At 65.7% G+C, this 25,471-nt stretch carries 27 protein-coding genes and 3 pseudogenes; 21 read left to right on the top strand and 9 right to left on the bottom strand.

The window, feature by feature from the left end:
* Nucleotides 1-209: 209 nt before the first annotated feature.
* The 7 genes from THL1_RS03290 to THL1_RS03260 all read left to right on the top strand — a co-directional run bounded on the left by THL1_RS03290 (nucleotide 210) and on the right by THL1_RS03260 (nucleotide 5,831).
* On the top strand, nucleotides 210-1,058 hold the full coding sequence (locus THL1_RS03290) for a transporter substrate-binding domain-containing protein (protein WP_069081940.1): 849 nt from the start codon (nucleotides 210-212) through the stop codon (nucleotides 1,056-1,058).
* A 10-nt stretch (nucleotides 1,059-1,068) separates the two neighbouring features.
* Nucleotides 1,069-1,725, top strand: a complete 657-nt coding sequence (locus THL1_RS03285; protein WP_069081939.1) for an amino acid ABC transporter permease — start codon at nucleotides 1,069-1,071, stop codon at nucleotides 1,723-1,725.
* Entirely contained in the window at nucleotides 1,725-2,372 is a 648-nt protein-coding gene (locus tag THL1_RS03280) for an amino acid ABC transporter permease (RefSeq protein ID WP_069081938.1), read from the top strand. The genes THL1_RS03285 and THL1_RS03280 overlap by 1 nt, the downstream gene beginning before the upstream one ends.
* A gap of 4 nt (nucleotides 2,373-2,376) precedes the next feature.
* Nucleotides 2,377-3,183: an amino acid ABC transporter ATP-binding protein gene (locus tag THL1_RS03275; protein WP_069081937.1), complete on the top strand. Its 807-nt coding sequence runs from the start codon at nucleotides 2,377-2,379 to the stop codon at nucleotides 3,181-3,183.
* Complete coding sequence (locus THL1_RS03270; protein WP_069081936.1) at nucleotides 3,180-4,412, top strand: M20 family metallo-hydrolase; 1,233 nt, start codon at nucleotides 3,180-3,182, stop codon at nucleotides 4,410-4,412. The genes THL1_RS03275 and THL1_RS03270 overlap by 4 nt, the downstream gene beginning before the upstream one ends.
* A 16-nt stretch (nucleotides 4,413-4,428) precedes the next feature.
* Nucleotides 4,429-5,139, top strand: coding sequence for a DUF1989 domain-containing protein (locus THL1_RS03265; RefSeq protein ID WP_069081935.1), 711 nt, complete (start codon nucleotides 4,429-4,431; stop codon nucleotides 5,137-5,139).
* A gap of 86 nt (nucleotides 5,140-5,225) precedes the next feature.
* Nucleotides 5,226-5,831 carry a cupin domain-containing protein gene (locus tag THL1_RS03260; protein ID WP_069081934.1) on the top strand — a complete coding sequence of 202 codons (606 nt, stop codon included), beginning with the start codon at nucleotides 5,226-5,228 and terminating at the stop codon, nucleotides 5,829-5,831.
* A gap of 33 nt (nucleotides 5,832-5,864) precedes the next feature.
* On the opposite strand, the gene THL1_RS03255 is transcribed toward THL1_RS03260, so the two are convergent.
* On the bottom strand, nucleotides 5,865-6,767 hold the full coding sequence (locus THL1_RS03255; RefSeq protein WP_069081933.1) for a LysR substrate-binding domain-containing protein: 903 nt from the start codon (nucleotides 6,765-6,767) through the stop codon (nucleotides 5,865-5,867).
* 262 nt (nucleotides 6,768-7,029) lie between these two features.
* On the opposite strand from THL1_RS03255, the gene THL1_RS03250 reads away from it, so the two are divergent.
* The 3 genes and pseudogenes from THL1_RS03250 to THL1_RS03240 all read left to right on the top strand — a co-directional run.
* Complete coding sequence (locus THL1_RS03250) at nucleotides 7,030-7,467, top strand: MarR family winged helix-turn-helix transcriptional regulator (protein ID WP_069081932.1); 438 nt, start codon at nucleotides 7,030-7,032, stop codon at nucleotides 7,465-7,467.
* Nucleotides 7,464-9,074: pseudogene (locus THL1_RS28755) on the top strand (FUSC family protein); the annotation flags it as partial. The gene THL1_RS03250 and the pseudogene THL1_RS28755, both read left to right, overlap by 4 nt.
* Before the next feature lies 1 nt (nucleotide 9,075).
* Nucleotides 9,076-9,426 (top strand): annotated as a pseudogene (locus tag THL1_RS03240) (TolC family protein); the annotation flags it as partial.
* 126 nt (nucleotides 9,427-9,552) lie between these two features.
* On the opposite strand, the gene THL1_RS31160 reads toward THL1_RS03240, so the two are convergent.
* Together THL1_RS31160 and pobA are read right to left on the bottom strand one after the other, a co-directional pair.
* Entirely contained in the window at nucleotides 9,553-9,762 is a 210-nt protein-coding gene (locus THL1_RS31160; RefSeq protein WP_069081929.1) for a twin-arginine translocase TatA/TatE family subunit, read from the bottom strand.
* Between the two features lie 55 nt (nucleotides 9,763-9,817).
* Nucleotides 9,818-11,005, bottom strand: a complete 1,188-nt coding sequence (gene pobA / locus THL1_RS03230) for a 4-hydroxybenzoate 3-monooxygenase (RefSeq protein WP_069081928.1) — start codon at nucleotides 11,003-11,005, stop codon at nucleotides 9,818-9,820.
* Nucleotides 11,006-11,195: 190 nt separating this feature from the next.
* Here pobA and THL1_RS03225 point away from each other — a divergent pair, with 190 nt between their 5' ends.
* Nucleotides 11,196-12,128, top strand: a complete 933-nt coding sequence (locus THL1_RS03225) for a helix-turn-helix domain-containing protein (protein ID WP_069081927.1) — start codon at nucleotides 11,196-11,198, stop codon at nucleotides 12,126-12,128.
* 172 nt (nucleotides 12,129-12,300) lie between these two features.
* Nucleotides 12,301-13,230, top strand: coding sequence for a SphA family protein (locus tag THL1_RS03220; RefSeq protein ID WP_069081926.1), 930 nt, complete (start codon nucleotides 12,301-12,303; stop codon nucleotides 13,228-13,230).
* 25 nt (nucleotides 13,231-13,255) lie between these two features.
* Here THL1_RS03220 and THL1_RS03215 read toward each other — a convergent pair whose 3' ends face one another.
* Nucleotides 13,256-15,085 carry a sigma-54-dependent Fis family transcriptional regulator gene (locus THL1_RS03215; protein WP_069086398.1) on the bottom strand — a complete coding sequence of 610 codons (1,830 nt, stop codon included), beginning with the start codon at nucleotides 15,083-15,085 and terminating at the stop codon, nucleotides 13,256-13,258.
* A gap of 509 nt (nucleotides 15,086-15,594) precedes the next feature.
* Here THL1_RS03215 and pchA point away from each other — a divergent pair.
* The 7 genes and pseudogenes from pchA to THL1_RS30510 all read left to right on the top strand — a co-directional run bounded on the left by pchA (nucleotide 15,595) and on the right by THL1_RS30510 (nucleotide 21,427).
* Nucleotides 15,595-17,070, top strand: a complete 1,476-nt coding sequence (gene pchA, locus THL1_RS03210) for a 4-hydroxybenzaldehyde dehydrogenase (protein WP_069081925.1) — start codon at nucleotides 15,595-15,597, stop codon at nucleotides 17,068-17,070.
* 53 nt (nucleotides 17,071-17,123) lie between these two features.
* The gene (locus THL1_RS03205) at nucleotides 17,124-17,459 is read left to right on the top strand and encodes a c-type cytochrome (protein ID WP_069081924.1); all 336 of its coding nucleotides are present in this window, start codon (nucleotides 17,124-17,126) and stop codon (nucleotides 17,457-17,459) included.
* 10 nt (nucleotides 17,460-17,469) lie between these two features.
* Entirely contained in the window at nucleotides 17,470-18,153 is a 684-nt protein-coding gene (locus THL1_RS03200; protein ID WP_069081923.1) for a hypothetical protein, read from the top strand.
* Nucleotides 18,154-18,165: 12 nt separating this feature from the next.
* A complete protein-coding gene (locus THL1_RS03195) occupies nucleotides 18,166-19,734 on the top strand; it encodes an FAD-binding oxidoreductase (protein WP_069081922.1) in 1,569 nt (522 codons plus the stop codon).
* A 58-nt stretch (nucleotides 19,735-19,792) separates the two neighbouring features.
* Nucleotides 19,793-20,161: a c-type cytochrome gene (locus THL1_RS03190; protein WP_069081921.1), complete on the top strand. Its 369-nt coding sequence runs from the start codon at nucleotides 19,793-19,795 to the stop codon at nucleotides 20,159-20,161.
* 213 nt (nucleotides 20,162-20,374) lie between these two features.
* Nucleotides 20,375-21,134 (top strand): annotated as a pseudogene (locus THL1_RS03185) (methyl-accepting chemotaxis protein); the annotation flags it as partial.
* Nucleotides 21,135-21,175: 41 nt separating this feature from the next.
* Nucleotides 21,176-21,427 (top strand): methyl-accepting chemotaxis protein, encoded by a 252-nt coding sequence (locus tag THL1_RS30510; protein WP_069081919.1) that lies wholly within the window; start codon nucleotides 21,176-21,178, stop codon nucleotides 21,425-21,427.
* A gap of 227 nt (nucleotides 21,428-21,654) precedes the next feature.
* Here the strand turns inward: THL1_RS30510 and THL1_RS03175 are convergent, their stop codons facing one another.
* The 5 genes from THL1_RS03175 to THL1_RS30500 form a co-directional block, all read right to left on the bottom strand.
* Nucleotides 21,655-22,140 (bottom strand): hypothetical protein, encoded by a 486-nt coding sequence (locus tag THL1_RS03175; RefSeq protein WP_069081918.1) that lies wholly within the window; start codon nucleotides 22,138-22,140, stop codon nucleotides 21,655-21,657.
* Between the two features lie 2 nt (nucleotides 22,141-22,142).
* Nucleotides 22,143-22,727 (bottom strand): HD domain-containing protein, encoded by a 585-nt coding sequence (locus THL1_RS03170; RefSeq protein ID WP_069086397.1) that lies wholly within the window; start codon nucleotides 22,725-22,727, stop codon nucleotides 22,143-22,145.
* A 105-nt stretch (nucleotides 22,728-22,832) separates the two neighbouring features.
* Nucleotides 22,833-23,207 carry a hypothetical protein gene (locus THL1_RS03165; protein ID WP_145928254.1) on the bottom strand — a complete coding sequence of 125 codons (375 nt, stop codon included), beginning with the start codon at nucleotides 23,205-23,207 and terminating at the stop codon, nucleotides 22,833-22,835.
* 75 nt (nucleotides 23,208-23,282) lie between these two features.
* Nucleotides 23,283-23,939, bottom strand: coding sequence for a hypothetical protein (locus THL1_RS30505; RefSeq protein WP_237234767.1), 657 nt, complete (start codon nucleotides 23,937-23,939; stop codon nucleotides 23,283-23,285).
* Between the two features lie 120 nt (nucleotides 23,940-24,059).
* Nucleotides 24,060-24,938, bottom strand: coding sequence for a site-specific DNA-methyltransferase (locus tag THL1_RS30500; RefSeq protein WP_069081915.1), 879 nt, complete (start codon nucleotides 24,936-24,938; stop codon nucleotides 24,060-24,062).
* 62 nt (nucleotides 24,939-25,000) lie between these two features.
* Between THL1_RS30500 and THL1_RS31240 the strand changes: the two genes are divergently transcribed.
* Together THL1_RS31240 and THL1_RS29485 are read left to right on the top strand one after the other, a co-directional pair.
* A complete protein-coding gene (locus THL1_RS31240) occupies nucleotides 25,001-25,279 on the top strand; it encodes a helix-turn-helix domain-containing protein (protein ID WP_202969624.1) in 279 nt (92 codons plus the stop codon).
* Nucleotides 25,227-25,445 (top strand): hypothetical protein, encoded by a 219-nt coding sequence (locus tag THL1_RS29485; protein ID WP_069081914.1) that lies wholly within the window; start codon nucleotides 25,227-25,229, stop codon nucleotides 25,443-25,445. The genes THL1_RS31240 and THL1_RS29485 overlap by 53 nt, the downstream gene beginning before the upstream one ends.
* Nucleotides 25,446-25,471: the final 26 nt, after the last annotated feature.

The following is a 25,471-nucleotide window of genomic DNA, read 5'->3' as shown; positions in this document are numbered from 1 at the left end:
AATACGCAACCAGTATTCGCGGCCGGCTCCGCACAAAACCGATGCACCCCGCCCCATCCCTGTGCACGTTCGGCGCACGGTTTCCGCTGAATAACACCTCGACGCCCGCCCGATCCGCCACTCCAGCGCGTTGGCACACTTCATGCCTTTGTACTTTTATTCAAGTTACATGAATGAAGATCATGTCCATTCAACATGAGGCACTACCAATGAAACGTCATGCGCTCCAAGCCTTGTCCCTGTCGCTGGTCACACTTTTCACCGCCTCCATGGCCCAGGCCGGGGACTTGATGCAACGGATTAAGGAGAAGAACGAGATCGTGGTCGCCACCGAGGCCCGCTTCGCCCCCTTCGAGTCGGTGGAGAACGGCAAGATCGTCGGCTACGGCGCGGACCTGATGCATTACGTACTGGGGGCCGACCTGCCCGGGGTCGACGTGCGTCAGCTGGACCTGCCCTTCCAGGGCATCCTGCCGGGCCTGGACTCGCGCAAGTTCGATTTCGTGGTCACCTCCGTCACCGTGAACAAGGCCCGCTTCGAGCAGTTCGCCTTTACCGTACCCATTGCCGAATCCACCGTGGCCCTGCTCAAGCGCGCCGACGATGGCTCGCTGAAATCCCTGGCGGACCTCAACGGCAAGGTCATCGGTTCCCAGTCCGGCTCCGGCCAGCTGGCGGTGCTGCAGGATTACGATGCCAAGCTCAAGGCCGCCGGCCAGCCGGGGATCAAGGAGATCAAGCAGTACGTCGGCTTCGATGAGGCCTACGCCGACCTCGCCACCGGCCGCCTCGACGGCGTCGCCCAGTCGCTCTCCAACCTCGGCCCGCTGATGAAGGCGCGTCCCGGCGTGTTCGACACGCTGCCGGAAATGGTCGGCCCCACCACCTACTTCGGCTGGGTAGGCCGCAAGGACGCCGACAGCGCCAGCCTGGTGAAGCTTTTCAGCGACGGCATCGCCCGGGCCAATGCCGACGGCACCCTGAAGACGCTGCAGCAGAAGTGGTTCGGCTTCACCATGGAACTGCCCGCCGACGCCATGCCGGCCCCGAGCATCTGAGTAGCCGGCGATGAATGACTTCAGCGGACGCCTCGCGCTCTACTGGCCCGCCCTGCTCGACGGCGCCCTGACCACCTTGTGGCTGTGCGCCGCTGGCATGGTCCTGGGCTTCGTCCTCGGCGTGTTCCTCCACCTGCTCGGCCATGGCCGCAGCCGGGGTGGCGCGGCGTTCGTCAGGGTCTACGTCAGCTTCTTCCGTGGCACGCCGATACTCGCCCAGTTGTTGCTGCTGTTCTACCTGCCCTCGGCCCTCAACCTGGACGTGCCGCCCCTGGCGGCGGCCGCCCTGGCTCTGGCGCTGAACACCGCGGCCTACCAGTCGCAGATCCTGCGCAGCGGCTTCGCGGCCATTCCCAAGGGGCAGCTGGAAGCGGCCGCCATCTTCGGCATCGGCAAGTGGAACACGCTGATCCATATCCAGCTGCCCCAGGTCCTGCGGCTCACGTCACCAGCGCTGATCTCCGAGTTGATCGATGTGATCAAGGTCTCCGCCGTGGTCTCGGTCATCTCCATCACCGACCTGATGCGAGTCAGCCAGCAACTGGTTTCCCAGACCTACCGACCCCTGGAGGTGTACCTGGTGGCAGCGCTGTTCTACCTCGCGCTGACCAGCCTGCTGAGCCTGCTCGGCCGGATGCTTGAACGCCGTTGGCAGGAGCGCGCCTGATGCACGAGATCCTCATTCACCTGCCGGACTTCGGCACCGCGCTGCTGGTCACCCTGGGCGTCAGCCTGGCCGCCGCACTGCTGGGGCTGCTGCTCGGTTTCAGCCTGAACGCCCTGCGCCTGGCCCTTCCCGCATTCGCCGGCCCTTACCGGACCTACATCTGGCTGATCCGTGGCACGCCCTTCCTGGCCCAGCTCGCCGTGGTCTATTTCGGCCTGCCGGTGCTCGGGCTGCGGCTCGACGCGGTGGACGCCAGCATCCTCGCCCTCGGCCTCTACAGCGCCTCCTACTTCGCCGAACTGTTTCGCTCCGCCTGGTCCAGCGTGCCCGCCGGACAACTGGAAGCTGCCAGGGTCCACGGCCTCACCCGGCGCCAGGTGTTCTGGCATATCCAGGCGCCCCAGGCCTTCGCCTTCGCCCTGCCACTGCTGGGCAACCAGGTGATCCTTACCATCAAGGAAAGCGCCGTGACCTCCATCATCACCGTGCCGGAGCTGACCATGACCGCCGGGCGAATCGTTTCCACCACCTTCTCTTACGTCGTGCCCTACGCGCTCCTGGTACTGAGCTACTGGCTGCTGACCACCTCGGTGGCGGCCCTGGCCGAGTACCTCGCCCAGCGCACGACGCGCCACCTGCGAGGCTGATGCGATGAGCACACTCCCCCTTCTGGAACTGCGCGGCGTAGGCAAGTCCTATGGCCCCCACCGCGTGCTCGAGGGCTTCGACCTCAGCGTGCGTCCTGGCGAGATCGTCTCCCTGATCGGTCCCTCCGGCTCCGGCAAGACCACCGCCCTGCGCTGCATGAATTTCCTCGAAACCTATGACGAGGGCGAAATCTGGATCGACGGCCAGTTGCTGGGTTACAGCGGTCCCCGCCGCCAGGCCAGGGACCGCGACAGCGAGGCACGCATCGACGAGATCCGCAACCCCCTGGCCATGGTCTTCCAGCAGTTCAACCTCTGGCCCCACATGACCGTGCGGGAGAACGTCATGGCGCCCCTGGTCCTCGGCAAGCACATGACCAGGGCCGACGCCCGCACCCTGGCCGAATCCGCCCTGGCGCGGGTGGGACTGGCGGCCAAGGCCGACACCTACCCGGCGCGTCTCTCCGGCGGCCAGCAACAGCGGGTCGGCATCGCCAGGGCGCTGGCGGTGAAGCCGCGCCTGATGCTGCTGGACGAACCCACTTCGGCCCTGGACCCGGAGCTGGTGGAAGAGGTGCTGCAGGTGATCCGCAGCCTCGCGGACGACGGGATGACCATGGTCATGGTGACCCACGAGATGAGCTTCGCCGCGCAGATCTCCAGCCAGGTCGTGTTCATGGAGGCTGGACGGATCGTCGAGACCGGCGCCCCCGGGCCGCTGTTCCAGGCGCCGAAGACCGAACGCCTGCGGCGCTTCCTCACACCCTGGTACAACCGCAGCCTGGTGGCCCGTCAGGAGGTGCCGGCATGAGCGCCCCGGCCGCATTGGCGGCGGTCCGTGCCGAGCGCCTGCACAGCCTGCTGGAGACCCTGGCCGGCTTCGGTCCCGGGGAAAACGGCGGCATGGACCGTCAGGCGCTCTCCGAGGGCGACCTGCTGGCCCGCGCCTGGCTGATCGAGCGCACCCAGGCCCTGGGCTGCCGGGTCTGGACCGATGGCTGCGCCAACCTGTTCATCCGCCGCGACGGCCGCGAGGACCTGCCGCCCGTGATGACCGGCAGCCACATCGACACCCAACCCAGCGGCGGCACCCTCGACGGCTGCTACGGCGTGATGGCCGGACTGGAATGCCTCCACGCCCTGGAAGACGCCAGTATCCGCACCCGCCGGCCCATCGAACTGGTGGTCTGGACCAATGAAGAAGGCAGCCGCTTCAGCCCCGGCGCCATGGGTTCCAGCGCCTTCGTAGAGCCCGCGCGGCTGGAAGGCTATCGGCCCAACCGCGATGCCGCGGGCGTCTCCCTGGGAGAGGCCCTGGATGCCCACGCCCGGCGCTTCCCCGGCCTGCCCCAGCGCGCGCCCATCGCCGCCCACGCCTTCATCGAGCTGCACATCGAGCAGGGCCCGGTCCTGGAACAGGCCGGCATTCCCCTCGGCGTCGTCACCGGCATCCAGGGCGTGCGCTGGTACCAGGTGCGCTGCAAGGGCACCTCCGCCCACGCCGGCACGACGCCCATGTCCATGCGCCGCGACGCCCTGCTGCTGGCCATGACCTGCCTGCCCCCCATCGACGCCCTGGCCGAACGCCTGGCCGGTGACGACAAGCGCCTCACCTTCGGCCGCTGGAACGTGAAGCCCAACGCCATCAACACCATCGCTGGCGAGGTGGTCTTCACCCTCGACTTCCGCCATGCCGACCCGGCGGTGCTGCACGCCTTCGACGCGAGCCTGGCCGCCTGCCTGCCGGCCGACACCGAAGTGGAGTGTCTGTTCAGCCACGCCCCCACGACCTTCCACCCCGCCGTGCTCGACGTGCTGGAGCAGGCCTGCGACGCCACCGGCCTGGCCCGGCTGCCGATCCGCTCCGGCGCATTCCACGACGCCATGTACCTGGCCGGGCACTGCCCCACCGGCATGCTCTTCGTGCCAAGCCGCGCCGGCATCAGCCACAACCCCCTGGAATTCACCGAACCCGCGCAATTGGAAGCAGGCACCCGAGCCCTGGCCTGGGCCCTGGTTTCACTCGCCGAACAGCCCTAGAACCACAGGAGTCACCATGAACACCATCACCCATTCCCACGACTACCCCGGCTGCTGCCACACCGACAACGGCTCGTCCCTGGGCCTGAACGCCACCCTCCACGAGCCCATCTCCGCCGACGGCACCCCGGTGCTCGGCGAGACCTACACCGTACCCGCGCGCTGCGGCCGCGCCGTGCGCCTGAAGGCCGGCCAGGTCATCAAGATCACCAACACCCACGGCACCCAGGTGTGCGATACCTGGCTGTTCAATGCCGAGGACCTGAGTGAATTCCTCTCCATGGAACACGCCCGCGTCCACTGCGATCGCATCATTCCCCAAGTGGGCGACGCCCTGTTCAGCAACCGCCGCCGCGCCATCGGCACCCTGCTCAGCGACACCTCCCCCGGCATCCACGACACGCTAATGGCCGCCTGTGACCTGCACCGCTACACCAACCTCGGCGTAGATGGCTACCACGACAGCTGCGCCGACAACATGCGCCTGGCCCTTCAGGCCATCGGCCTGCGCTCCCGGGAAGTGCCACAACCGTTCAACCTGTGGATGAACATCCCGGTCAAGGCCAACTACAGCGTCGAGTGGTTGCCGCCGGTCTCCAAGGCCGGTGACTACGTGGAAATCCGTGCCGAAATGGACGTGGTGGTGGTGATGTCCGCCTGCCCGCAGGACATCGTCCCGATCAACGACCTGAACCCGGTCGAAGTCCAGTTCTCCGTCCACGCCTGACCCTCGGCGGCGCTGTGGACGACGGGCATCCCGTCCCTCTAGGATGCCTGTCGCCACGCCCGCCCGACCCCAGCCACGAGGGATACATGTCGAAGCCCGGCAAGCCACCCACCATCAAGGCCCAGCACACCGACGGCCTACCCAGCCTGGGCGTTCGCCTGCGCCACGCGCGCAAGGTGGCGGGCCTGACCCTGAAGCAGGTGGCCGAGGCCGCTGGCTGTTCGGAAAGCCTGATTTCCAAGCTGGAGAACGACGCCGCCTCGCCGTCCCTGGCCATGCTCCACCGCCTGGCCCGCGCCCTGGGCAGCAACGTCTCGGAACTCACCTCCGAGGACTGGGTATCGGAAGAGCCGGTGCTGCGTGCCGGCGCCCGCCAGATCAATCGCTTCGCCCGCAGCGGCAACAGCGGCTACATCGACCTGGAACGGGTCACCCATCCGCAGAAGGGCGGCCTCCTGCAAGGCGATATCCACATCATCGCCCCCGGCATGGTCAGCGAGATGATCGAGCACGCCGGCGAGGAAATGGGCTACGTGATCGAGGGCTGCCTGGAACTGACCCTGGGCGAAACCACCTACCTCCTGGAAGCCGGCGACTCCTTCCACTTCCCCAGCAATCTGCCCCACGGCTATCGCAACCCCGGCAAGGCGGTGGCACGGATTCTCTGGGTGAACACCCCCGCCACCTTCTGACGGCCCGGCCCGTACAACGGGCCCGGGTACGCCCTACTCCCCCATCAGGTCCTGCAACCGCTGGCGCAGCCAGCTTTCCGCCGGGTCGCTGTCCAGCAGGCTGAGCCAGACCATGTCCAGCTCCAGCACCGGGCTGTCGAAGGGCAGCGGCTCGCAGCGCAGCTGGCCGGAGGCGGCCATGGCCTCGGCGGTGTAGTCCGGCAGGCTCACCAGCAGGTCGGTGCCGGCCAACAGGCCCGGCAGCGCGCTGAACTGCGGCACCGAGAGCACCACCTGGCGCTTGCGGCCCAGGGCCTGCAGCCACTCATCGGCCATGCCGTGGATGCTCGCGGTGTGGGACACCTGCACGCGGGGCCGAGCGCAGTATTCGTCCAGGCTCAGGGGCGCCTCCCCGCCATCAGCCCGCAGGACCTTAGCGTGGACCCGGCGCAGGCGCTTGCGCTTGGCGTTGGCCGGCAGGTCACGGGTACGGGTGATGCCGACGGTGATGTCGCCATTGGCCAGCAGTTCGGGAATCCGCCAGTAGTCGGCGTGCTGGACCACGATGACGATGTTCGGTGCCTCGCTGCGCAGGGCCTGCAGCACCGGCGGCAGCAGGGCGAAGCTGACGTCGTCGGAAAGCCCGATGCGGAAGGTCATGCTGCTGGTGGCCGGGTCGAACTCGTGGGTCAGGCTCAGCGCCACGGACAGGGCGTCCAGGGCCGGCGACAGGTGCTGGTAGATCTGCTCGGCGCGGGCGTTGGGCTCCATGCGGTGGCCGATGCGCACGAACAGCGGGTCGTTGAACAGCCCGCGCAGGCGATTGAGCGCCGAGCTGATGGTGGGCTGGCCGAGGAAGAGCTTTTCCGCCGTGCGGGTGACGTTGCGTTCCTGCATCAGGGTCTCGATCACCACCATCAGGTTGATGTCGGCCTTGCGCAATTCGTTGCGGTTCATCCCCTGCTGCTCCTGCCGGTACCGGTGGTGACGCTCGCTGGCAAGGATAGGTTCGCCGGGGCGGCCACGAGCGGTGGATGGACAGGAGCGGCCGTCGCCGGGCGTTGGGGTGCGGTCATGGGCAGTGATTTCAGAAGGTCGGTGTCAGGGAGCCGGTGGACGGCGCATCCGGCGCAACGCACTGTTGCGCGAATCACCCCTTGAAGGGCCATTATCCGGATGATTAGATAGCATCCTAATAGATAGCCTGCATTCTTTATACATGCCAGTCGAATCCCTTCATCTGCAAGTCAGCAGCCGCCTGGTGATCAGCGGCCGCAACTGGCGCCGCACCTGCCAGGAAAGCCTGTCCGGCTTCGGCATCAGCGAGGCCTGCTGCGGGCCCCTGCTGACCATCGGCCGCCTCGGCGGCGGAATACGCCAGGTGCAACTGGCCCAGGCCATCGGCATCGAGGGCCCGTCCCTGGTGCGCCTGCTGGACCAGCTCTGCGAAGCCGGCCTGATCGAACGCCAGGAAGACCCCAGCGACCGCCGCGCCAAGATCCTCAACGTCACCCCGACGGGCTGCGAGCTGTCCGCCAGGCTGGAAAGCGAGCTGATCCTGCTGCGCCGCGAGGTCCTGGCCCACCTGCCCGAAGCCGACCTGCAGGCCGCCCTGCGCGTGTTCGACGCCTTCGACCGCTTCAGCCAGGCGCAATGACCGTGCCGCAACTGCCTCCCGCCCGCGACTGGTTCTATTCGATCAAGGTGTTCGCCGCCTCCATGCTGGCGCTGTACATCGCCCTCTACATGCAGCTGCCCCGCCCCTACTGGGCCATGGCCACGGTGTACATCGTCGCCAACCCCTTCGTCGGGCCCACCAGTTCCAAGGCCCTGTATCGCGCCCTGGGCACCCTGCTGGGCGCCGGCGCGGCGCTGTTCTTCGTGCCGCTGCTGTCCCAGCAGCCCCTGCTGCAGAGCCTGGTGGTGGCGCTATGGACCGGCGGCATGCTGTTCCTCTCGATGCATGTGCGCACCGCCGACAAATACGCGCTGATGCTGGCCGGCTACACCATGCCGATGATCGCCCTGCCGGTGGTGGACAATCCCTTGGGGGTGTTCGACCTCGCCTACTCGCGCTTTCTCGAAATCCTCCTCGGCATCATCTGCGCCAGCGTGGTGGGCCGCCTGTTCTGGCCCAGCCGCCAGGCCCCGGTGCTGGCCGGCAACGCCCGCCGCTGGTTCGGTGATGCCCGGGGCTACTGCGCCCTGCAGCTGCAACGGGGCGGCGACCGGCAGAAGCTGGCCCATCTGCGCGCCAACATGATCACCACCTTCAACGGCCTGGAGCTGATGATCGGCCAGTTGCCCCACGAGGGCGCCCACCCGCGGGTGGTGCGCAATGCCCGCGAACTGCGCGAGCGCATGGCCCTGCTGCTGCCGGCGGTGAACACCCTGCAGGACAGCCTCTGCCGCGTGCGAAGCACCGCCCCGCACCTGGCCGACCGGCTCTCCCCCACTCTCACCGGCTGCCTCGATTGGCTGCAAGGCCCGGGCCATGAAGGCACCCGCGCCAGGCTTCGCCGCGAGCTGGAAGAACAGGAACCGGATATCCACAGCCTCGCCGCCCCTGGCCAATCGCTGCTCAGCAGCGCCCTCTACCGGCTGCGCCAGTGGCTCGACCTCTGGCAGGACTGCCGCAGCCTGCACCAGCGCCTCGACGCCGACGACCACAGCCCCTGAACGCCGGTCTACCGCCACTGGCACCTGGGCAACGGCGCGCGCTTCTTCGACCGGGGCCTGATGCTCTACTCCTGCGCCTACATCGTCCTCGGCATCTTCGTCGCCACCCAGCTGTGGATCTGGCTGCAATGGGCCGACGGCGCCAGCGCCGTGGTCCTGGCCGCGGTGGCCTGCTGCTTCTTCGCCACCCTCGACGAGCCGGCGGTGCAGATCCACCGCTTCTTCGTCTAGACCAGTTTCAGCGTGGTGCTGGCCAGCCTCTACCTGTTCCTGGTGCTGCCCAACGTCCACGACTTCCCGCTGCTGGCGCTGGCCTTCGCCGGCCCCTTCATCTGTGTCGGCACCCTTACCGTGCAGCCGCGCTTCTACCTGCCCACCCTGCTAATCGCGGTGAACACCGCCACCTTCATCAGCATCCAGGGCGCCTATGAAGCCAACGTCCAGGAGTTCATCAACGCCAACCTGGCCGGCCTGCTCGGGCTGCTCTTCGCCTTCCTCTGGACCCTGGTGTTCCGCCCCTTCGGCACCGATCTGATGACCCGGCGCATGACCCGCTCCAGCTGGCAGGACCTCGCCGACATGAGCCGCGCGGGTGGCCCAGGCCGAGTCCGCCACCCAGGCGGCGTTGGCGCACTTCGACGGCGTGGTGCTCAACGCCCTGCGCGAGACCCAGACCGCCCTGGCCCAGTACGAAGCCGCCCTGCAACAGCACGCCGCCCTGGAAGAAACCGCCCGCTCGGCACGCCTGAGCGCCGAGCAGACCCATGCCTTCTACGCGGCGGGCCGCGAGTCGTTCCTGGCCGAACTGGATGCCCAGCGCACCCTGGCGACCATCGACGAACAGCTGGCCGCCAGCCAGGGCCAAGTGACCCAGGCGCAGATCGGCCTTTTCATGGCGCTTGGCGGGGGTTGGCAGCAGACCGAGCCGGGCACCTGATACCCCCTGCGGGAATTGATGGGTATCGCAGGTTCAACCCATCCTACGGCTGCGAACCGAACACCCCCTGCGCAAAAAGGTCCCGACCTGCAACCACAGGACGGGGCCCGAAGGAAAGGAGCGGACTCAGCTACGCGCCCGGTCCTGAATACGAGCGGCCTCGACGGGCGACACCTCGCCCTTGTCCTCGGCCTGCGGCTCAGCCGCCAGGCTGCGGCGCAAGCTACGAATCGACTCACCCAGGTCATTCCCCAGGCACTTCAGGCGCTTGCCACCGAACAGCACCAGCACCACCAGCAACAGCACCAGCCAGTGCTTCCAATCGAAGATGCCCATGGACTACTCCTCCAGGTTGGGTTCGGCCCCGCCGCGGGCGGCGGGGCGGGTCGCACTAGCGGACCTCTTCATAGGGCAGGCCGACGTAGTTCTCGGCGATGTTCACCAAGCCGGCATGGGAGTTCAGGTAGTACTCGCGGTCGGCCTCCTGCATCTTCCGGTCCCAGGCGTCCTTGTGGCCTTCGAAGTCGTGCAGCAGGTTGGTCATGAACCAGCTGAAACGCTCGCCCTTCCACACTCGGCGCAGGGCCAGCTCGGAATACTTCTCCAGCAGATCGCTGCGGCCCTCGCCGTACACCTTCACCAGAATGCGGTACAGGTAGCACACGTCCGAGGCGGCTAGGTTCAGGCCCTTGGCGCCGGTAGGCGGCACGATGTGGGCGGCGTCGCCGACCAGGAACAGATGGCCGTACTGCATCGGCTCCACCACGAAGCTGCGCAGGGGCGCGATGCTCTTCTCCAGGGACGGGCCGGTCACCAGGCGGTCGGCCACTTCCCGGGGCAGGCGCGCCTTCAGCTCGTTCCAGAAGCGCTCATCGGACCAGTCTTCCACCTTGTCGGTCAGCGGCACCTGCAGGTAATAGCGGCTGCGGGTGAGGGAACGCTGGCTGCACAGCGAGAAGCCGCGCTCGTGGTGGGCGTAGATCAGCTCTTCGTGCACCGGCGGGGTATCGGACAGGAGGCCCAGCCAGCCGAACGGATAGACCCGCTCGTACTCGGTCAGCACACCGGCCGGGATGGTCTTGCGGGAAACGCCGTGGAAGCCGTCGCAGCCGGCGATGTAGTCGCAGTCGATGCGCAGGGTTTCACCGTCCTTCTCGAAGGTGACGTAGGGGCGCTCGCCCTTCAGTTCGTGCAACTCGACATTGCTGGCCGAGTAGATGATCGGCGCACCACTGGCAGCGCGGGCGTCCATCAGGTCGCGGGTGACCTCGGTCTGGCCGTAGACCATCACGCTCTTGCCGCCGGTGAGTTCGGTCAGGTGGATGGGCACGCGCTTGCCATCGAATACCAGCTCGACGCCCTCGTGCACCAGGCCCTCGGCGTCCATGCGCTCACTGACGCCGGCCTCGCGGAGCATGTCGACGGTCCCCTGCTCCAGCACCCCGGCGCGGATGCGGCCGAGCACGTAATCGGGGGTCTGGCGCTCGACGATGATGCTGTCGATACCGGCCTTGTACAGCAGTTGGCCGAGTAGCAATCCGGAGGGACCGGCACCGATGATGGCAACCTGAGTTTTCATTGTTGTTGTCTCGCAAAAAGGGCTTTAGGCCAAGGGCGCGGGTATGAGCCTGAAGCACGTGGATTTAGGTTCACCTGCATTTTTTGCTGAAATAAATCGGAAAAGAAGGTCAAAATCCCACCAGTAATTGCACTTTTAAAAACATCGTCCGATTATCGAACAACCCTCCCCCGCGCCCCCAGGCCAACCCATGAAGACCAGCATTCCAGGCGTCCCCGTATTCAAGCTCTATGGCGAGAACCAAGCCTGGCCGACCCCCGACCTGCTGCACTGCGAATCCATTCCAAAACGCAGCAGCCTGCACCACTGGGAGATCAGGCCGCACCGCCACGCCGACCTGTTCCAGCTGCTCTATGTGCAGCGCGGCCAGGCGGTGGTGGAGGTGGAAGGCCGGCGTAGCAAAATCCTCGAACCCTCGATCCAGGTCACCCCGCCACTCTGCGTTCACGGCTTCCAGTTCTCCGAGAGCATCGAGGGCTATGTGCTGACCTTGGGGGCGCCCCTGGTGGAGCAGCTGGAGGCGAAGCTCGGCGCGCCCCTGGCGGTGCTGGCCTCCTCGGGTTGCTATCCGGTGGGGGCAGACCGTCGCTACATCAACACTCTGTTCGCTGCCCTGCTTAAGGAGTACGAAGGCAGCGCGCCGTCCCGCGAGCTGGTGCTCAACTCTCTGGTCAACGTGCTCATGGTCTGGATCAGCCGGCGCAGCCAGCAGATCACGCCGCCCAGCGGCCGCGACGAACGCAACCGGCAGTTGCTGGGGCGCTTCATCAAGCTGGTGGAACAGCACTACCGCGAGCACCTGACGGTGGAGGCCTTCGCCCACCGCCTGGACCTGTCCAGCGTCCACCTGAACAACCTGTGCCGCCAACTGGCTGGTCAGACCGCGCTGCAGATCATCCACCAGCGCCTGCTGCTGGAGGCCCGGCGCAACCTCATCTACACCAACATGACCATCGCCCAGGTGTCCGACAGCCTAGGTTTCACCGACCCCACCTACTTCTCGCGCTTCTTCCGCCGCCTCAACGGCCAGACACCCAATGCCTTTCGCCGCGCCGGCGGCCAGGAAGGCTCCGATGCCTTGGGGCCGGCGTCGAGAATTCTCCAGACCGCGGAATTTTCTTAACAGGTTGTCGCCACACCAAAGGCCACCCGCCCCATCCAGGGACAAAAACCGCGAACAGGAAGCCATCTTCGGCAAAAACCGGAACTTAACGACTGGCACGCTAATTGTTTACGGCAGCTTCCGAGCAAGTCACCAGCCTTGCTCGCGCCCAATAACAACAAGGCTGCCTTTCATGAACAAGAAACTCTTCAGCACCCCTATCCTTGCATGCACCACCAGCCTGCTGCTCGCCGGCACCACCCAACTGGCCCAGGCCACCGAAGGCGGCCTGTCGTCCTGGCCGATGGGCATCGAGATCTATGGCATGGGCATCCTGCCGCCGCCCGGAACCTACGGTCAGGTGTTCGTCGGCAACTACCTGGCCGACTCCCTGCGCGACAATGCCGGCGACAAGGCCGCCGACATCGACCTGCGGGTCACCACCATCGTGCCGCGTTTCGTCTGGGTCACCGAGCAGCAGGTGCTCGGCGGCAACCTCGGATTCCACGCCCTGCTGCCGCTCAACGACATCCGCCTGAACATCAAGAACGGCCCCCACGACCATAAGCGCGGCATCGGCGACGCCCACTTCGGCCCGGTGGTCGGCTTCCACCACAGCGACAAGTTCCACACCGCCGTCGGCGTCGACTTCGTGGCCCCCACCGGCAGCTACGACAAGGACGACCTGATCAACCTCGGCAACAACTACTACACCGTGCAGGCGGTGTACGCGATGACCTACACCGACCCCAACGGCTTCAACGCCGATGTGCGCCTGATGCACGACTACAACCTCGAGAACCACGACACCCACTACCAGTCCGGCCGCGAGCTGCACGCCGACTACACCCTGGGCTGGGGCCTAGGCAACGGCTGGGTCGTGGGCGTGGGTGGCCACGCCTACAAGCAGATCAGCGACGACAAGTGCAGCGTCTCCGACTGCGCCGGGGCCGCCCTGGTGGACGCCAATGATGGCAACCGTGGCCGCACCTTCTCCATCGGCCCGGCTGTGCAGTACAGCGGCAAGGGCTGGTTCCTCAGCGCCAAATGGCAGAACGAAAGCGGCGTGCGCAACCGCGCCGAGGGCCAGACCTACTGGCTGAAGTTCACCATGCCCCTCTGAGCCACCCGTGACCGACCAGGGGGGATCACTCCCCCTTGAGCCGATAACTGATCTGGGCGCGGCTCATGCCCAGCATCTGCGCCGCCGCAGTGAGGTTGCCGCCGGTGCGCTCCAGCGCCAGGCGCACCAGGCGTTGCTCGATCTCCTTCAGCGAAGTCCCCAGCACCCGCTCGCGGCCACTGAGAAACGCCTGCAGGTCGGCCAGCTCCGGCTCCACCACCTGCTGCTCGCCATGCGCCGCCTCGCCCCGAGCAGGGCCCTCGCCAGCAGTGGCGTCCAGGCGGCCCTCAGCGGTCAGGCCGATACCGCTGGAACGCAGCGGCTCGCCCGCCTCGGCCAGGTGCACCAGGTCCATCAGCTCACCATTGCCTGCGGCGATCACGCCACGCTCGATCAGGTTCTGCAGCTCGCGGATATTGCCGGGGAAGCGGTAGGTCAGCAGGGCGTTAACCAGCCGCGTGCTGAAACCCAGGGGTTTGAGCCCATGGCGCGTGCTGAACTTGCGCAGAAAGTAGCTCATCAGTAGCGGAATGTCTTCGCGGCGCTCGCGCAGCGGCGGCAGGTGAATGGGGAAGACGTTCAGCCGGTACACGAGGTCCTCGCGAAAGCGCCCGGCCTCCACCTCGCGACGCAGGTCCAGGTTGGTGGCGGCGATGATCCGCACATCCACCGGGATCGCCGTGGTGCCACCCACCCGCTCGATCTCGCCCTCCTGCAGCACCCGCAGGATCTTGCTCTGGGCACTGAGGCTCAGGGTGGCGATCTCGTCGAGGAATAGGGTGCCGCCCTTGGCCCGCTCGAAGCGCCCCGGCCGGGAACGGTCGGCGCCGGTGAAGGCGCCGCGCTCCACGCCGAACAGTTCTGCCTCCAGCAGGGTTTCCGGCAGCGCCGCGCAATTGAGCGCCACCAGCGGCGTATGGCGACGCGGGCTGGCCTGGTGGAGGGTGCGCGCGAAAAGCTCCTTACCCACCCCCGATTCGCCGGTCAGCAGTACGGTGGCCTGGGTCGGCGCGACGCGGTAAAGCTGCTGGCTGGCGGCAACAAAGGCGGCGGAAATGCCCACCATGGCCTGGTCCTCGGGCGGCTCATCCAGCTCTGCCATTTCCGCCTCGTCAGCCGAGCCGTAGGTGCTGCGGCTGAGGAAATCGCTGGCATCCAGGTGAGCCAGGTCGGTGTCGATGTCCTCCCACTGCTCCGCCGGCTTGCCGACGATGCGACAGGCCGAATGGCCCATGCAGCGGCACTCCTGCTCGCGGAACACCACCAGACGTCCCAGCAGGGAGGAGGCGTAGCCGCTGGCGTAGCCCACTTCCATCCAGCAGGCCGGCTCGCTGCCCAGCCCGTAGCTGGCGATGTGCTCGTCGGCCTCCAGGGAGTTGTGCCAGAAGAACTCCGAATAGAAATGGCCGATGCTGGAGTCGATGTCGAAGCGCACCACCTCGACGTTCACCAGGCCCTCCAGCATGTGCAGGCGCGGACCAGCGCTGTAGAGGCTGGCGTGGTCGCCCTCGGGCCACTGCGCGCTGACCTGGGCGGCATCCCGCGCCCCGGCCTGCCAGCCGATTCGCGTCAGCAGGCCGCGGGCCTTGTCCAGGCCAAGGGCCTCCACCAACTCGCGGCGGATGGCGCCGAAGGCGGCCCCCTGCAGCAGCATCATGCGCTGGCCGCAGAGCCAGATATTGCCGTCCTGGGGGGCGAAGGCGACGGTCTCCGCCAATTGCTCGGCAGAAGGCAGCCCGCTGCTGCCGAACTGGTTGGCGTAGTCGACGATCAGGCGCTTCTGCCGGCCGAGCAACTGCTTGAGGAATTTATCCCCCATGGCGCGGCCGGGATTGCTCGAGGATTTGCGAGTCATGGTCATGGGCGGAAGGCAGGAAAAGAGCTATTCAGTATGCCCGCGTGAAATGGCCGGTCAATTGGCCTTTCGGCGCCAACGCTCGCCGTTACCCGATAACCGCACAGTCTCCCGCGAGCCGCTCCGGGAAAGTTTCAGCACCCCGGAGACTTCTCTGCAGAATTTTCCGCGCCAACCGTCTCGCAACCACCCCTGCGCACTCGGCCGCCCTTCGGTAAATATTCATAACTAATTGTTTATAAAGGATAAAACTCAAAACATAAAAGAATGGCACAGTAGTTGTTAAAGGCCTGCTGCGTGCACCCAAGACAACAACAACGCAGGTAACGGCCCCATGAACCGCTTCCCATCGCCAAACCATCCCGCCCGCACCACGGCTTCGTTGTTGATCCCCGACCGTACCGCCACAGGCCAGACGCCCGCGCGTCACGCCTGAGGTGTCACCACGCACCCATACGACCAGCGGATCGCTGCTACCGGCAGCCTTCCGCTCAAACAAGAGAGGCCCCATGGACACCATCCGCCCTGCCTACCAAAACCTCGAGTTACAGCCCCTCGCCGGGCAATGGCGCGCCGGCAGTACCGGTCGCCAGCTGGAGGTCTTCGACCCCTACAACGACCAGGCCCTGCTGAGCATTACCCTGGCCAGCCGCGAGGACCTCGACGCGGCCTACCGCATGGCCCGCGACAGCCAGCGGGAGTGGGCGGCGAAGGCACCGGCCGAGCGCGCCCGGGTACTGCTGGACGCGGTGAAGATCTTCGATGAGCGCCGCGAGGAGATCATCGACTGGATCATTCGCGAGTCCGGCAGCACCCGCATCAAGGCGCAGATCGAATGGGGCGCCGCCCGTGCCATCACCCTGGAGTCGGCCAGCCTGCCAAACCGCGTGCACGGCCGCATCGTCGCCTCCAACATCCCCGGCAAGGAAAGCCGCGTGTACCGCGCGCCGCTCGGGGTGATCGGCGTCATCAGCCCGTGGAACTTCCCCCTGCACCTCACCGCCCGCTCCCTGGCCCCGGCCCTGGCCCTGGGCAACGCCGTGGTGGTCAAGCCGGCCAGCGACACCCCGGTCACCGGCGGCCTGCTGCTGGCGCGCATCTTCGAGGAGGCCGGCCTGCCGGCGGGCGTGCTGAGCGTGGTGGTGGGCTCGGGCGCGGAAATCGGCGACGCCTTCGTCGAACACTCGGTGCCGGCCTTCATCTCCTTCACCGGTTCCACCCAGGTGGGCCGCAACATCGGCCGCATCGCCAGCGGCGGCGAGCACCTCAAGCACGTGGCGCTGGAGTTGGGCGGCAACAGCCCCTTCGTGGTCCTGGCCGACGCCGACCTGGAACAGGCGGTGCACGCCGCCGTGGTGGGCAAGTTCCTCCACCAGGGCCAGATCTGCATGGCGGTCAACCGCATCATCGTCGAGGCCCCCCTGGTGGAGGCCTTCACCCAGCGCTTCGTCGAGCGGGTCAAGGCCCTGCCCTACGGAGACCCGAGCAAGCCCGAGACCGTGGTCGGCCCGGTGATCAACGCCAGGCAACTGGCCGGCCTGAAGGAGAAGGTCGCCACCGCCAAGGCAGAAGGCGCCACCCTGCTGGTGGGCGGCGAGCCCCAGGGCAACGTCATGCCGCCCCACGTGTTCGGTAACGTCACCGCCGACATGGAAATCGCCCGCGAGGAAATCTTCGGCCCGCTGGTGGGCATCCAGTCCGCCCGCGACGCCGAGCACGCCCTGGAGCTGGCCAACCGCAGCGAGTACGGCCTGTCCAGCGCGGTGTTCTGCGGCAGCCTGGAGCGCGGCGTGCAGTTCGCCCAGCGCATCCACGCCGGCATGACCCATGTGAACGACATCCCGGTCAACGACGAACCCAACGCCCCCTTCGGTGGCGAGAAGAACTCCGGCCTCGGCCGCTTCAACGGCGACTGGGCCATCGAGGAGTTCACCACCGACCACTGGATCACACTGCAACACAGCCCGCGGCCCTATCCGTTCTGATGCGGCCGCATCACCGACACCCCGCACCCACCCAATAAAAAACGGAGTACGAAATGTCTTCACTCCTCAACAGCCAAGCTGTGAAACGGCCTCTGCTGGCCGGCCTTGCACTGCCCCTCGCCCTGCTCGCCGGGCAGGCCTTCGCCGATGGCGACGGTCAATGGAAGAGCGGCGAGAACGTCTACCAGAAGGTCTGCGGCCATTGCCACGAACACCAGGTGGGCCCGGTGATCACCGGCCGCCAGTTGCCGCCGCAGTACATCTCCATCGTCGTGCGCAACGGATTCCGCGCCATGCCGGCCTTCCCGGCCTCGTACATCGACGACAAGGCCCTGCAACAGGTCGGCGAGTACATCTCCAAGTCGCCCGCCCCCGCGACCAAGCCCTGAGGTGCCGACGATGAACATCGAACGTCGTACCCTGCTCAAGGGCATGGCTCTGGGCGGCCTGGCCGGCGCCGCCATGGGCGCCTCCAGCCTGGCGATGACCAAGGCCATGCTCGGCGGCCAGACCCAGCCGCTGCCCACCCTGGTGCTGGTGGATGGCCAGGCGGCCGGCAATGCCTTCCTGGCCGGTGTGGGCGCAAGCGCTGCGGCCGGCAAGGCGGAAGTGCAGCGCACCGACCTCGGTCTGGACTTCGTCCTGGGCCTGCAGAAGCGCCTTCTGAGCGGCCAGCCGCAACGCATCATCGGCCTGGTGGATGACGCCAGCGCCGCGCTGATCCTCGACCTCGCCCGCAGCAGCGGTGCGCGGGTGCAGTGGCTTGGCCAGCACAGCGCGCTCGCCGGCGGCACCCGCCACCAGTTGCTCAGCGCCGACAGCGCCCAGGGCTGCGCCCTGCGCCTGGGCCAGCAGCTGCACGCCTGCGGCGGTGGCTTCAGCCTGAGCGGAGAGCACCCCCTGGGCGGCCGGCCCCTGAAGCTGGCCAGCGCCGCGCGCAGCGGCGGCTCCGCGCAATGGGCGGCCAGCCTAGGCCATAGCCTGGCCAGCCTGGGCACCGCCGACAGCGGCGCAGCCCCAGGCCTCGCCAGCCAGCTTCCGGCGCTTGCCGGCCAATTCGTTTCGTTCTCGATCGTGGCTTGAAGGAGCTGACAGATGACCGAGCAAACCAAGAACACCCTGCTTCCCCGTGGCGTGAATGACGCCAACTTCCAGCAAGCCCTGGCCAAGTTCCGCAAGCTGCTGGGCGAGGACAACGTCCTGGTCAAGGACGACCAACTGATCCCCTACAACAAGATCATGATGGCTGTGGACAACGCCGAGCACGCACCGTCCGCAGCGCTCACCGCCACCACTGTCGAACAGGTGCAGGGCGTGGTGAAGATCTGCAACGAGCACGGCATTCCGGTGTGGACCATCTCCACCGGCCGCAACTTCGGTTACGGCTCGGCGGCTCCCGGCCAGCGCGGCCAGGTGATCCTCGACCTGAAGAAGATGAACAAGATCATCCACGTCGACCCGGAACTGTGCACCGCGCTGGTCGAGCCGGGCGTCACCTATGGCCAGCTGTACGACTATATCCAGGAGAACAACCTCCCGCTGATGCTGTCCTTCTCCGCGCCGTCGGCCATCGCCGGCCCGCTGGGCAACACCATGGATCGCGGCGTGGGTTACACCCCCTACGGCGAGCACTTCCTCATGCAGTGCGGCATGGAAGTGGTGCTGGCCAACGGCGACGTCTACCGCACCGGCATGGGCGGGGTAAAGGGCGACAACGCCTGGCAGGTGTTCAAGTGGGGCTATGGCCCGACCCTGGACGGCATGTTCACCCAGGCCAACTACGGCATCTGCACCAAGATGGGCTTCTGGCTGATGCCCAAGCCGCCGGTGTTCAAACCCTTCGAGATCAAGTTCGAGAACGAGTCCGACATCAGCGAGATCGTCGAATTCATCCGCCCGCTGCGCATCGCCCAGGTCATCCCCAACTCCGTGGTGATCGCCGGCGTGCTCTGGGAAGCCTCTACCTGCAACACCCGCCGCTCGGACTACACCACCGAGCCTGGCGCGACCCCGGACGCCATCCTCAAGCAGATCCAGAAGGACAAGAACCTCGGCGCCTGGAACGTCTACGCCGCCCTCTACGGCACCCAGGAACAGGTGGACGTGAACTGGAAGATTGTCACCGGGGCGCTGAAAGCCTTGGGCAAGGGCAGGATCGTCACCGAGGAAGAAGCCGGCGATACCCAGCCCTTCAAGTACCGTGCCCAGCTGATGTCCGGCGTGCCCAACCTGCAGGAATTCGGCCTGTACAACTGGCGCGGCGGCGGCGGCTCCATGTGGTTCGCCCCGGTCAGCCAGGCCCGCGGCAGCGAGTGCGACAAGCAGCAGGCGCTGGCCAAGAAGATTCTCAACAAGCACGGCCTGGACTACGTCGGCGAGTTCATCGTCGGCTGGCGCGACATGCACCACGTGATCGACGTGCTGTACGACCGCACCAACCCCGAGGAAACTCAGCGCGCCAATGCCTGCTTCCACGAGCTGCTGGATGAGTTCGAGAAACATGGCTACGCCGTGTACCGCGTCAACACCGCGTTCCAGGAGCGCGTGGCGCAGAGCTACGGCACCGTCAAGCGCAAGGTGGAACACGCCATCAAGCGCGCCCTGGACCCGAACAACATTCTCGCGCCCGGCAAGTCCGGCATCGACCTCGCCAACAAGTTTTAAAACCAAAAAGGCCTCGCCTGGCTAGCCCGGCGAGGCCTTTTCACGTGTAGGAAACACCATGCTCCACAAGCAACTCATCGCCGCCGGCCTGGCGCTGGCCTCCTCCCTCGCCTTCGCCCAGGGCGACGCCGCCAAGGGCCAAGCCCTGTTTGCCGCCCAATGCGGCTTTTGCCATAGCACCGAAGCCGGCAAGAACCTCATGGGCCCGAGCCTCCACGGCGTGTACGGCCGCGCCAGCGCCCAGGCGCCGGGGTTCCGCTACTCCGCGCCACTCAAGGGTGCCGGCCTTGAGTGGAACGACGCCAACCTGGACAAGTGGCTGACCAGCCCCGCCGCCCTGCTGCCGGGCAACCTGATGATGTACCCGGGCCAGGGCGGCGCGGCGGAACGCCAGGACCTGATCGCCTACTTGAAGAGCCTGAAGTAACCGCCCCGGCCATGGAGGTGGCGGGCGCCACCTCTTGCAGACAAGAACCGATAAAGGAATACCCGCGTGCCTCTCGAACTCTCCCTGCGTAGCAAGACCCTGGTGCTTCTCGGCGCCTGCCTGTTGTCCGTGCTGCTTCCGGCCCTGGTCGGCCTCGGCCTGCTGTCCGACCGCCTCGGCGAGCTCGGTGCGCCCACAGCGCCGGCCTGGCTGATGGCGCTGCCGCCGACGGCCGCCGTGCTGGCCTGGCTGCTCGGTGGCTGGCTGATCCAGCAACGCCTGGTCGCCCCGCTGGGGCAACTGACCGGCTACGTCGAACGGCTCGGCCAGGGCAGCGCCAGCGAGCGGCTGCGCCTGGATCGCCGTGACGAACTGGGGCGCCTGGCCGCCGCCGCCAACGTGCTCAACGATCGCCTCTCGGACACCTTCGCCAGCCTGGGGCAAGGCACCCGGCAACTGGACCGGGCCAGCGACGAGCTGAGCACCATCGCCAGCCACTTCGGCCAGGGCATCCAGGAGCAGAACCAGCGCACCGACCAGGTGGCCACCGCCATGGAGGAGATGTCCGCCGCGGCCCAGGAAGTCGCCGGTGCCACCGCCCAGGCGGCCCGCGCGGCGGACGACGCGGAACAGGCCGCCCAGCAGGGCGAGCAGGCCATGGTGGGCATGGTCAGCTGCATCAACGACGTGCGCGACGAGATCACCAGCACCGCCCGGGTCATCCACCAACTAGAAGTCGACAGCGGACGGATCGGCGAAGTGCTCGAGGTTATCCACAGCATCGCTGAGCAGACCAACCTGCTGGCGCTGAACGCCGCCATCGAGGCCGCCAGGGCCGGGGAAAGCGGCCGCGGCTTCGCCGTGGTGGCCGACGAGGTACGCAACCTCGCCCAGCGCACCGCCCAGTCCACGGCGGAGATCAACGCCATCATCGCCGCCGTGCAGAAAGGTGCGGCTAGCGCGGTGCAGGCCATCGAAAGCGGCCGGCGCAGCAGCGAGAAAGGCGTGGAGTAGGTGCACCTGGCCGGGCGCATCCTCAATGGCGTGACCGACGCGGTACAGACCATCCGCGACATGACGCAGCAGATCGCCACCGCCGCCGAGGAACAGACCCTGGTGGCCGAGGACATCTCGCGCAACCTCAGCCAGCTGGTGGAGATCGCCGTGAACAACGAGGCCAGCGTCCGCGAGACCGAAACCGCCGGCCGCGCGCTGCGCGAGCTGTCAGTTTCGCTGGCCGGGTTGGCGGTGTTGCGGGGGAGTTGAGGGCCGGGATTGGTGTCCACAGCCGGGGGGCTCGCCAGGCTGTTCAGTGAAACGCTGAACGACGAGTTGGCCCCCTCTATTCCGAGGAGCTGCTTCAGCCCAGGGGTAGTCTCATTCTCAGTCTCGGTGCACCGCTATCAACGGTCTCGGTTCGGGTTCCGGTTTCGGTTTCGGTTCGCGACCACGAGCGGTTTCGGTTCGCGGCTATGGCAATTGAGCCTGAGAACTCAATGCTCCGCAGGCTTCGCCAGCGCGCTGCGCATGAATTTCTCGAAGGCGTAATTGTCACCCTCGCCGTAGAGCTCGAGAAAGCGCCGCTGTCGTACTCGCCGTTTGGTGCGTTGTACCTGCCTGATTACCTGCAGCAGCCAGGGAGCAGGATCCCCGCATACCCGCAGGATATCCAAGAGAGTGGGCCAGTCCACTTCGCGTTCGGGTAGGACAAAGACAGCAGCGCCAGCTAGATCGGAGGCAATCTCCTCCCAGGGTGGTTCCAGGCTGATTCCCCAGCCATCCGGAAGCGCCTGAGGAATAGCGGTATCGGTAGGTGCCCACAGGAAATACGCCCACTGCGCCGGATAGCGCGAATGCCCTCCCTCCTCCTCGCGTTCGAACGCCGCGAACAGTTGGATGACGGCGGCGCACCAGCAGCCCGGCCGCCACTCGTCCAGTCGATTGAGTAAAGGATTCGAGCCTGGCTCAGCCCTCCCCATGGCTAGGCGGCCAAACGCTTTAGCTCGGCGACAGTTCGCGCCAACTCGTCGGCAAGCGAACCGGGCAGATGAAACAGGAAAACCCCGGCCAACTGTTCGTAGTACCACAGCGTCCCCGCCTGCCCGGCGTTGAACCGCGAGAACATGGCTGGGCCGTGGGCGTGCAGAGCACTGACAATCGCTCGGGCGTTGTGCAATTTGTCGCAACCCGACACCAGCAACACCTCCGTCAACGCCTCGGCCAGGTGGGCGAGGTAACGCTGCTTGCGAGTGTGCCAATCCCCCTTCTCGCCGTGTGCATCCGGCACGCCATCGGTGCAGGCGAGGACGATGCGGGTAACCCGCTCGCCAAACTGCTCCCGAATCAATGCTTCAGCGTGCGGTCCAGCATCCTCGACGGCGTCATGTAGTAAGGCGGCAATGGTCTGTTCTTCATCACCACCGTGCTCCATCACCAGACCAGCAACACCCAGCAAGTGCGACAGATAGGGGATGCCGGTGGCTTTGCGGGTTTGATTCGCGTGCAAAGTTGTCGCAAGGGCAACGGCGTCGGCGATTCGGTGAGACGGGTAGAAATTGGGGCTCATTTTGACCATCCGTTGTGCAGTCTTTTCACGGCATGAAGCCTATTGCCATTTCCTTCGCTGAGCGTGAAGGCGAAACACCACTGGGCCTCGCCTGCAGCCGCTAGATTACAGACTCCTTAGCAATTCACATGCCTCAGCCCAAGAATATGCTCCAGGTGACGGGCTCCCCTCGAACACCATCAGGTAGCGGAAGTTGCGCCCAGCACACTGCTCCCACAGCCGACCGAGTTCGATCTTACCGTCCGAATCGGAGTTGTCGCGGTCACCTCCCTTGGTCTCCAAGAGCACAATCAACCCGGAGCGCAAGCGCAGTATGAAATCCGGGTAATGATTGATCGGCCCGTTCAAGTAAAAGCCACGCCCACTTGGATTGCGGTGCCACCAGCGTAGGTTCTCGCAGCCAGCCAGGAAGTCGGCCATATGCTCCTCCAGGCCATTACCCCGCTCCTCGCGCAGATACAGACTGTTGTCGGCGGCCACAGGGGCTTTCTGACGCGGGGCGATCTCCTCCGGCAAGCGGTAAAACGGCCGGGTATCCACCTTGTGCAGGTCAATCTACTGGCGAAACCTGCGACGTGCAAAGTCGACCATTTCGCGGCGCACCCGCTGGCGGATGCTATCGACATAAGCATTCTGCTGCTCCAGCACTTCGTCCAGCTGCGCTGGGCTCAGGCGAGCAAGAATTTTGTGAATGTAGGCTTGCAGATCGCTTTCCGCCAGCGGCGGCATCCTGCCCAGCCAGTTACCGACCAACCCGGTCAGTTGGCGACGCTTCGCCTCTGGGTCAAGGCTGGACAGGTAGTCGCGCCATTTGCGGATTTCCGTGTCCTTAAGTCGGATGCGCGTCGGCTCGTAATCGCCCTGCACGTCACCCACCCGCAGTAGGTCGAGCTTTACCAGATCGCCACCGGCCGGCTCCAAGGCGAAATCGTTGACATCGCAGTCGGCCAAGCGAAATTCGTGGTCGAGCAACTGCGCTTTGCCTAGAAGAACGCCACCGTCTTCGTCGGTGAAGATCAGGCCGACTGGCGCCTGACGGAAGAGTTGTGGCAAGCGCAGGGTACGGATCTCTTCGGCAAACGCCGGGCGTAGCGGGTACAGGTCCATTGCGCCTCTCACTTCCGAGGGGATCGGCCGTCCCACCGTAGCGGCACTCGCGGCGGTCAGCTCGACCTGAGCGGCAAGCGCGACTTGCAGGGTCGCGTCGACCACGCTCGAGTTATCCGACGCGGGTTCCGAGCCGTCAAAGTCGATGATCGACAGCAGCTCTTTCTTGGCGTCCTGGGTATGCCCAACCTCGCTGTAGCGCCAGAGTGTCTGGGGAACAACACCTTATTTGACCTCGCTGAGGAAGCGCTTGATGGCCGGAACACCGTTACCATCCGGCCCCCACCAGATGCGCCGGTCGGCATCCAGTTCGCGCAATTTTTCCTCGGAGTAACGCCAGTAGGTACCTGTCGGCGGTTTTTCGATCAGCCGTCCGCCAGGGCACCGAATTGCGTAAGTACCCTGGCTGTAAAAGTTGCGCGCAGAGATATCACCAGGCTTCCAGGAGCCGCGCGGGTCCTGATCCAGGTTCTTGTAGCGCTCGTTCTGCTTTTCCGAACGCGGCATGGGGTTGGGCGTCCACTGCTCAGCATCCTTTGCGTAGACCAAGACGAAATCATGGTCCTCTGAGAAGTGGCGGGCGCTGTTCTTGGGTGAATAGACCTTTTCCCAGATCACCGTAGTAACGAAATTGCGACGCCCGAATATCTCGTCCATCAGGCCACGGAGGTTGTGCACTTCGTTGTCGTCGATGGAGATGAAAATCGCGCCATCCTCCGAGAGCAAGCGATGCAGCAACTTCAGACGCGGATACATCATGCACAGCCACTTGTCGTGGCGGCTCATATCCTCGCCTTCCTTACCAACCACCTGCCCTAGCCATTTACGCATACGGGGATCGTTGACGTTGTCGTTGTACACCCAACCTTCGTTGCCGGTGTTATACGGCGGATCGATGTAGATGCATTGCACCTTGCCCTCGAACTCAGGCAGCAGACTCTTCAGCGCATCCAGGTTGTCGCCATGGACAATTCGATTGTCAGTGCTGTTGGCTGGTGCTTCGGCGGGCGCCTGGAAGCGGTAGTGGTCGCGCAGGACACGGTAGGGAACGTCCCTGTGGTGCTGCCGGACCTTATCCTTTCCTACCCAGTGCAGTGTCGGCATGGTGCTCGTCTTGTCCTCGAAAAATCGCAGGCCGCCTTAAAGGTGGCTCGTGATTTGACACCATGGCAAGTTTTAAACGCAAGTTGCCATGGTGGTTTTGCCTCAGAGGTAAGACGGGCAAACAATCGCAGCCCATGCATATTGGGCAAGTCATCTACGCACTGCGTCAGGAAAAAGGACTGACACAGGAGGCTCTGGCACTGGCGGCAGAAACAGCGACCAGCAACCTGTCACGCATAGAGAACGGGCAGCGCCGACCTTCCGGGGCACTGTTGGAGCGGCTTGCGTATGCGCTGGACCAGCGTGACCGCAATCTATGCGAGCCTGGAGGGCGCCGCTGATGTAGAACTGGAAGGAAATGCGGGAAGCACGAAGGAAGCCGACTACACCCGCAATGCCATGCAGTTGCGGCAAGGTTTCCGTGAGCTCACACCGGAGAACCAGCGACTGACACTTGAATTCGTACGCATGCTGCAACGGCTACAACGAGAAGCGCCTGCTGGTTGAGTACAAACTCACGCGCTTCCATGCTG

Origin of the sequence: Pseudomonas sp. TCU-HL1 (assembly GCF_001708505.1) — a bacterium.
In the GTDB taxonomy this organism is placed as follows: Bacteria; Pseudomonadota; Gammaproteobacteria; order Pseudomonadales; family Pseudomonadaceae; genus Metapseudomonas.
Note: the sequence above shows the minus strand (reverse complement) of the source record. Positions and strands in the feature narration are given on the sequence as shown.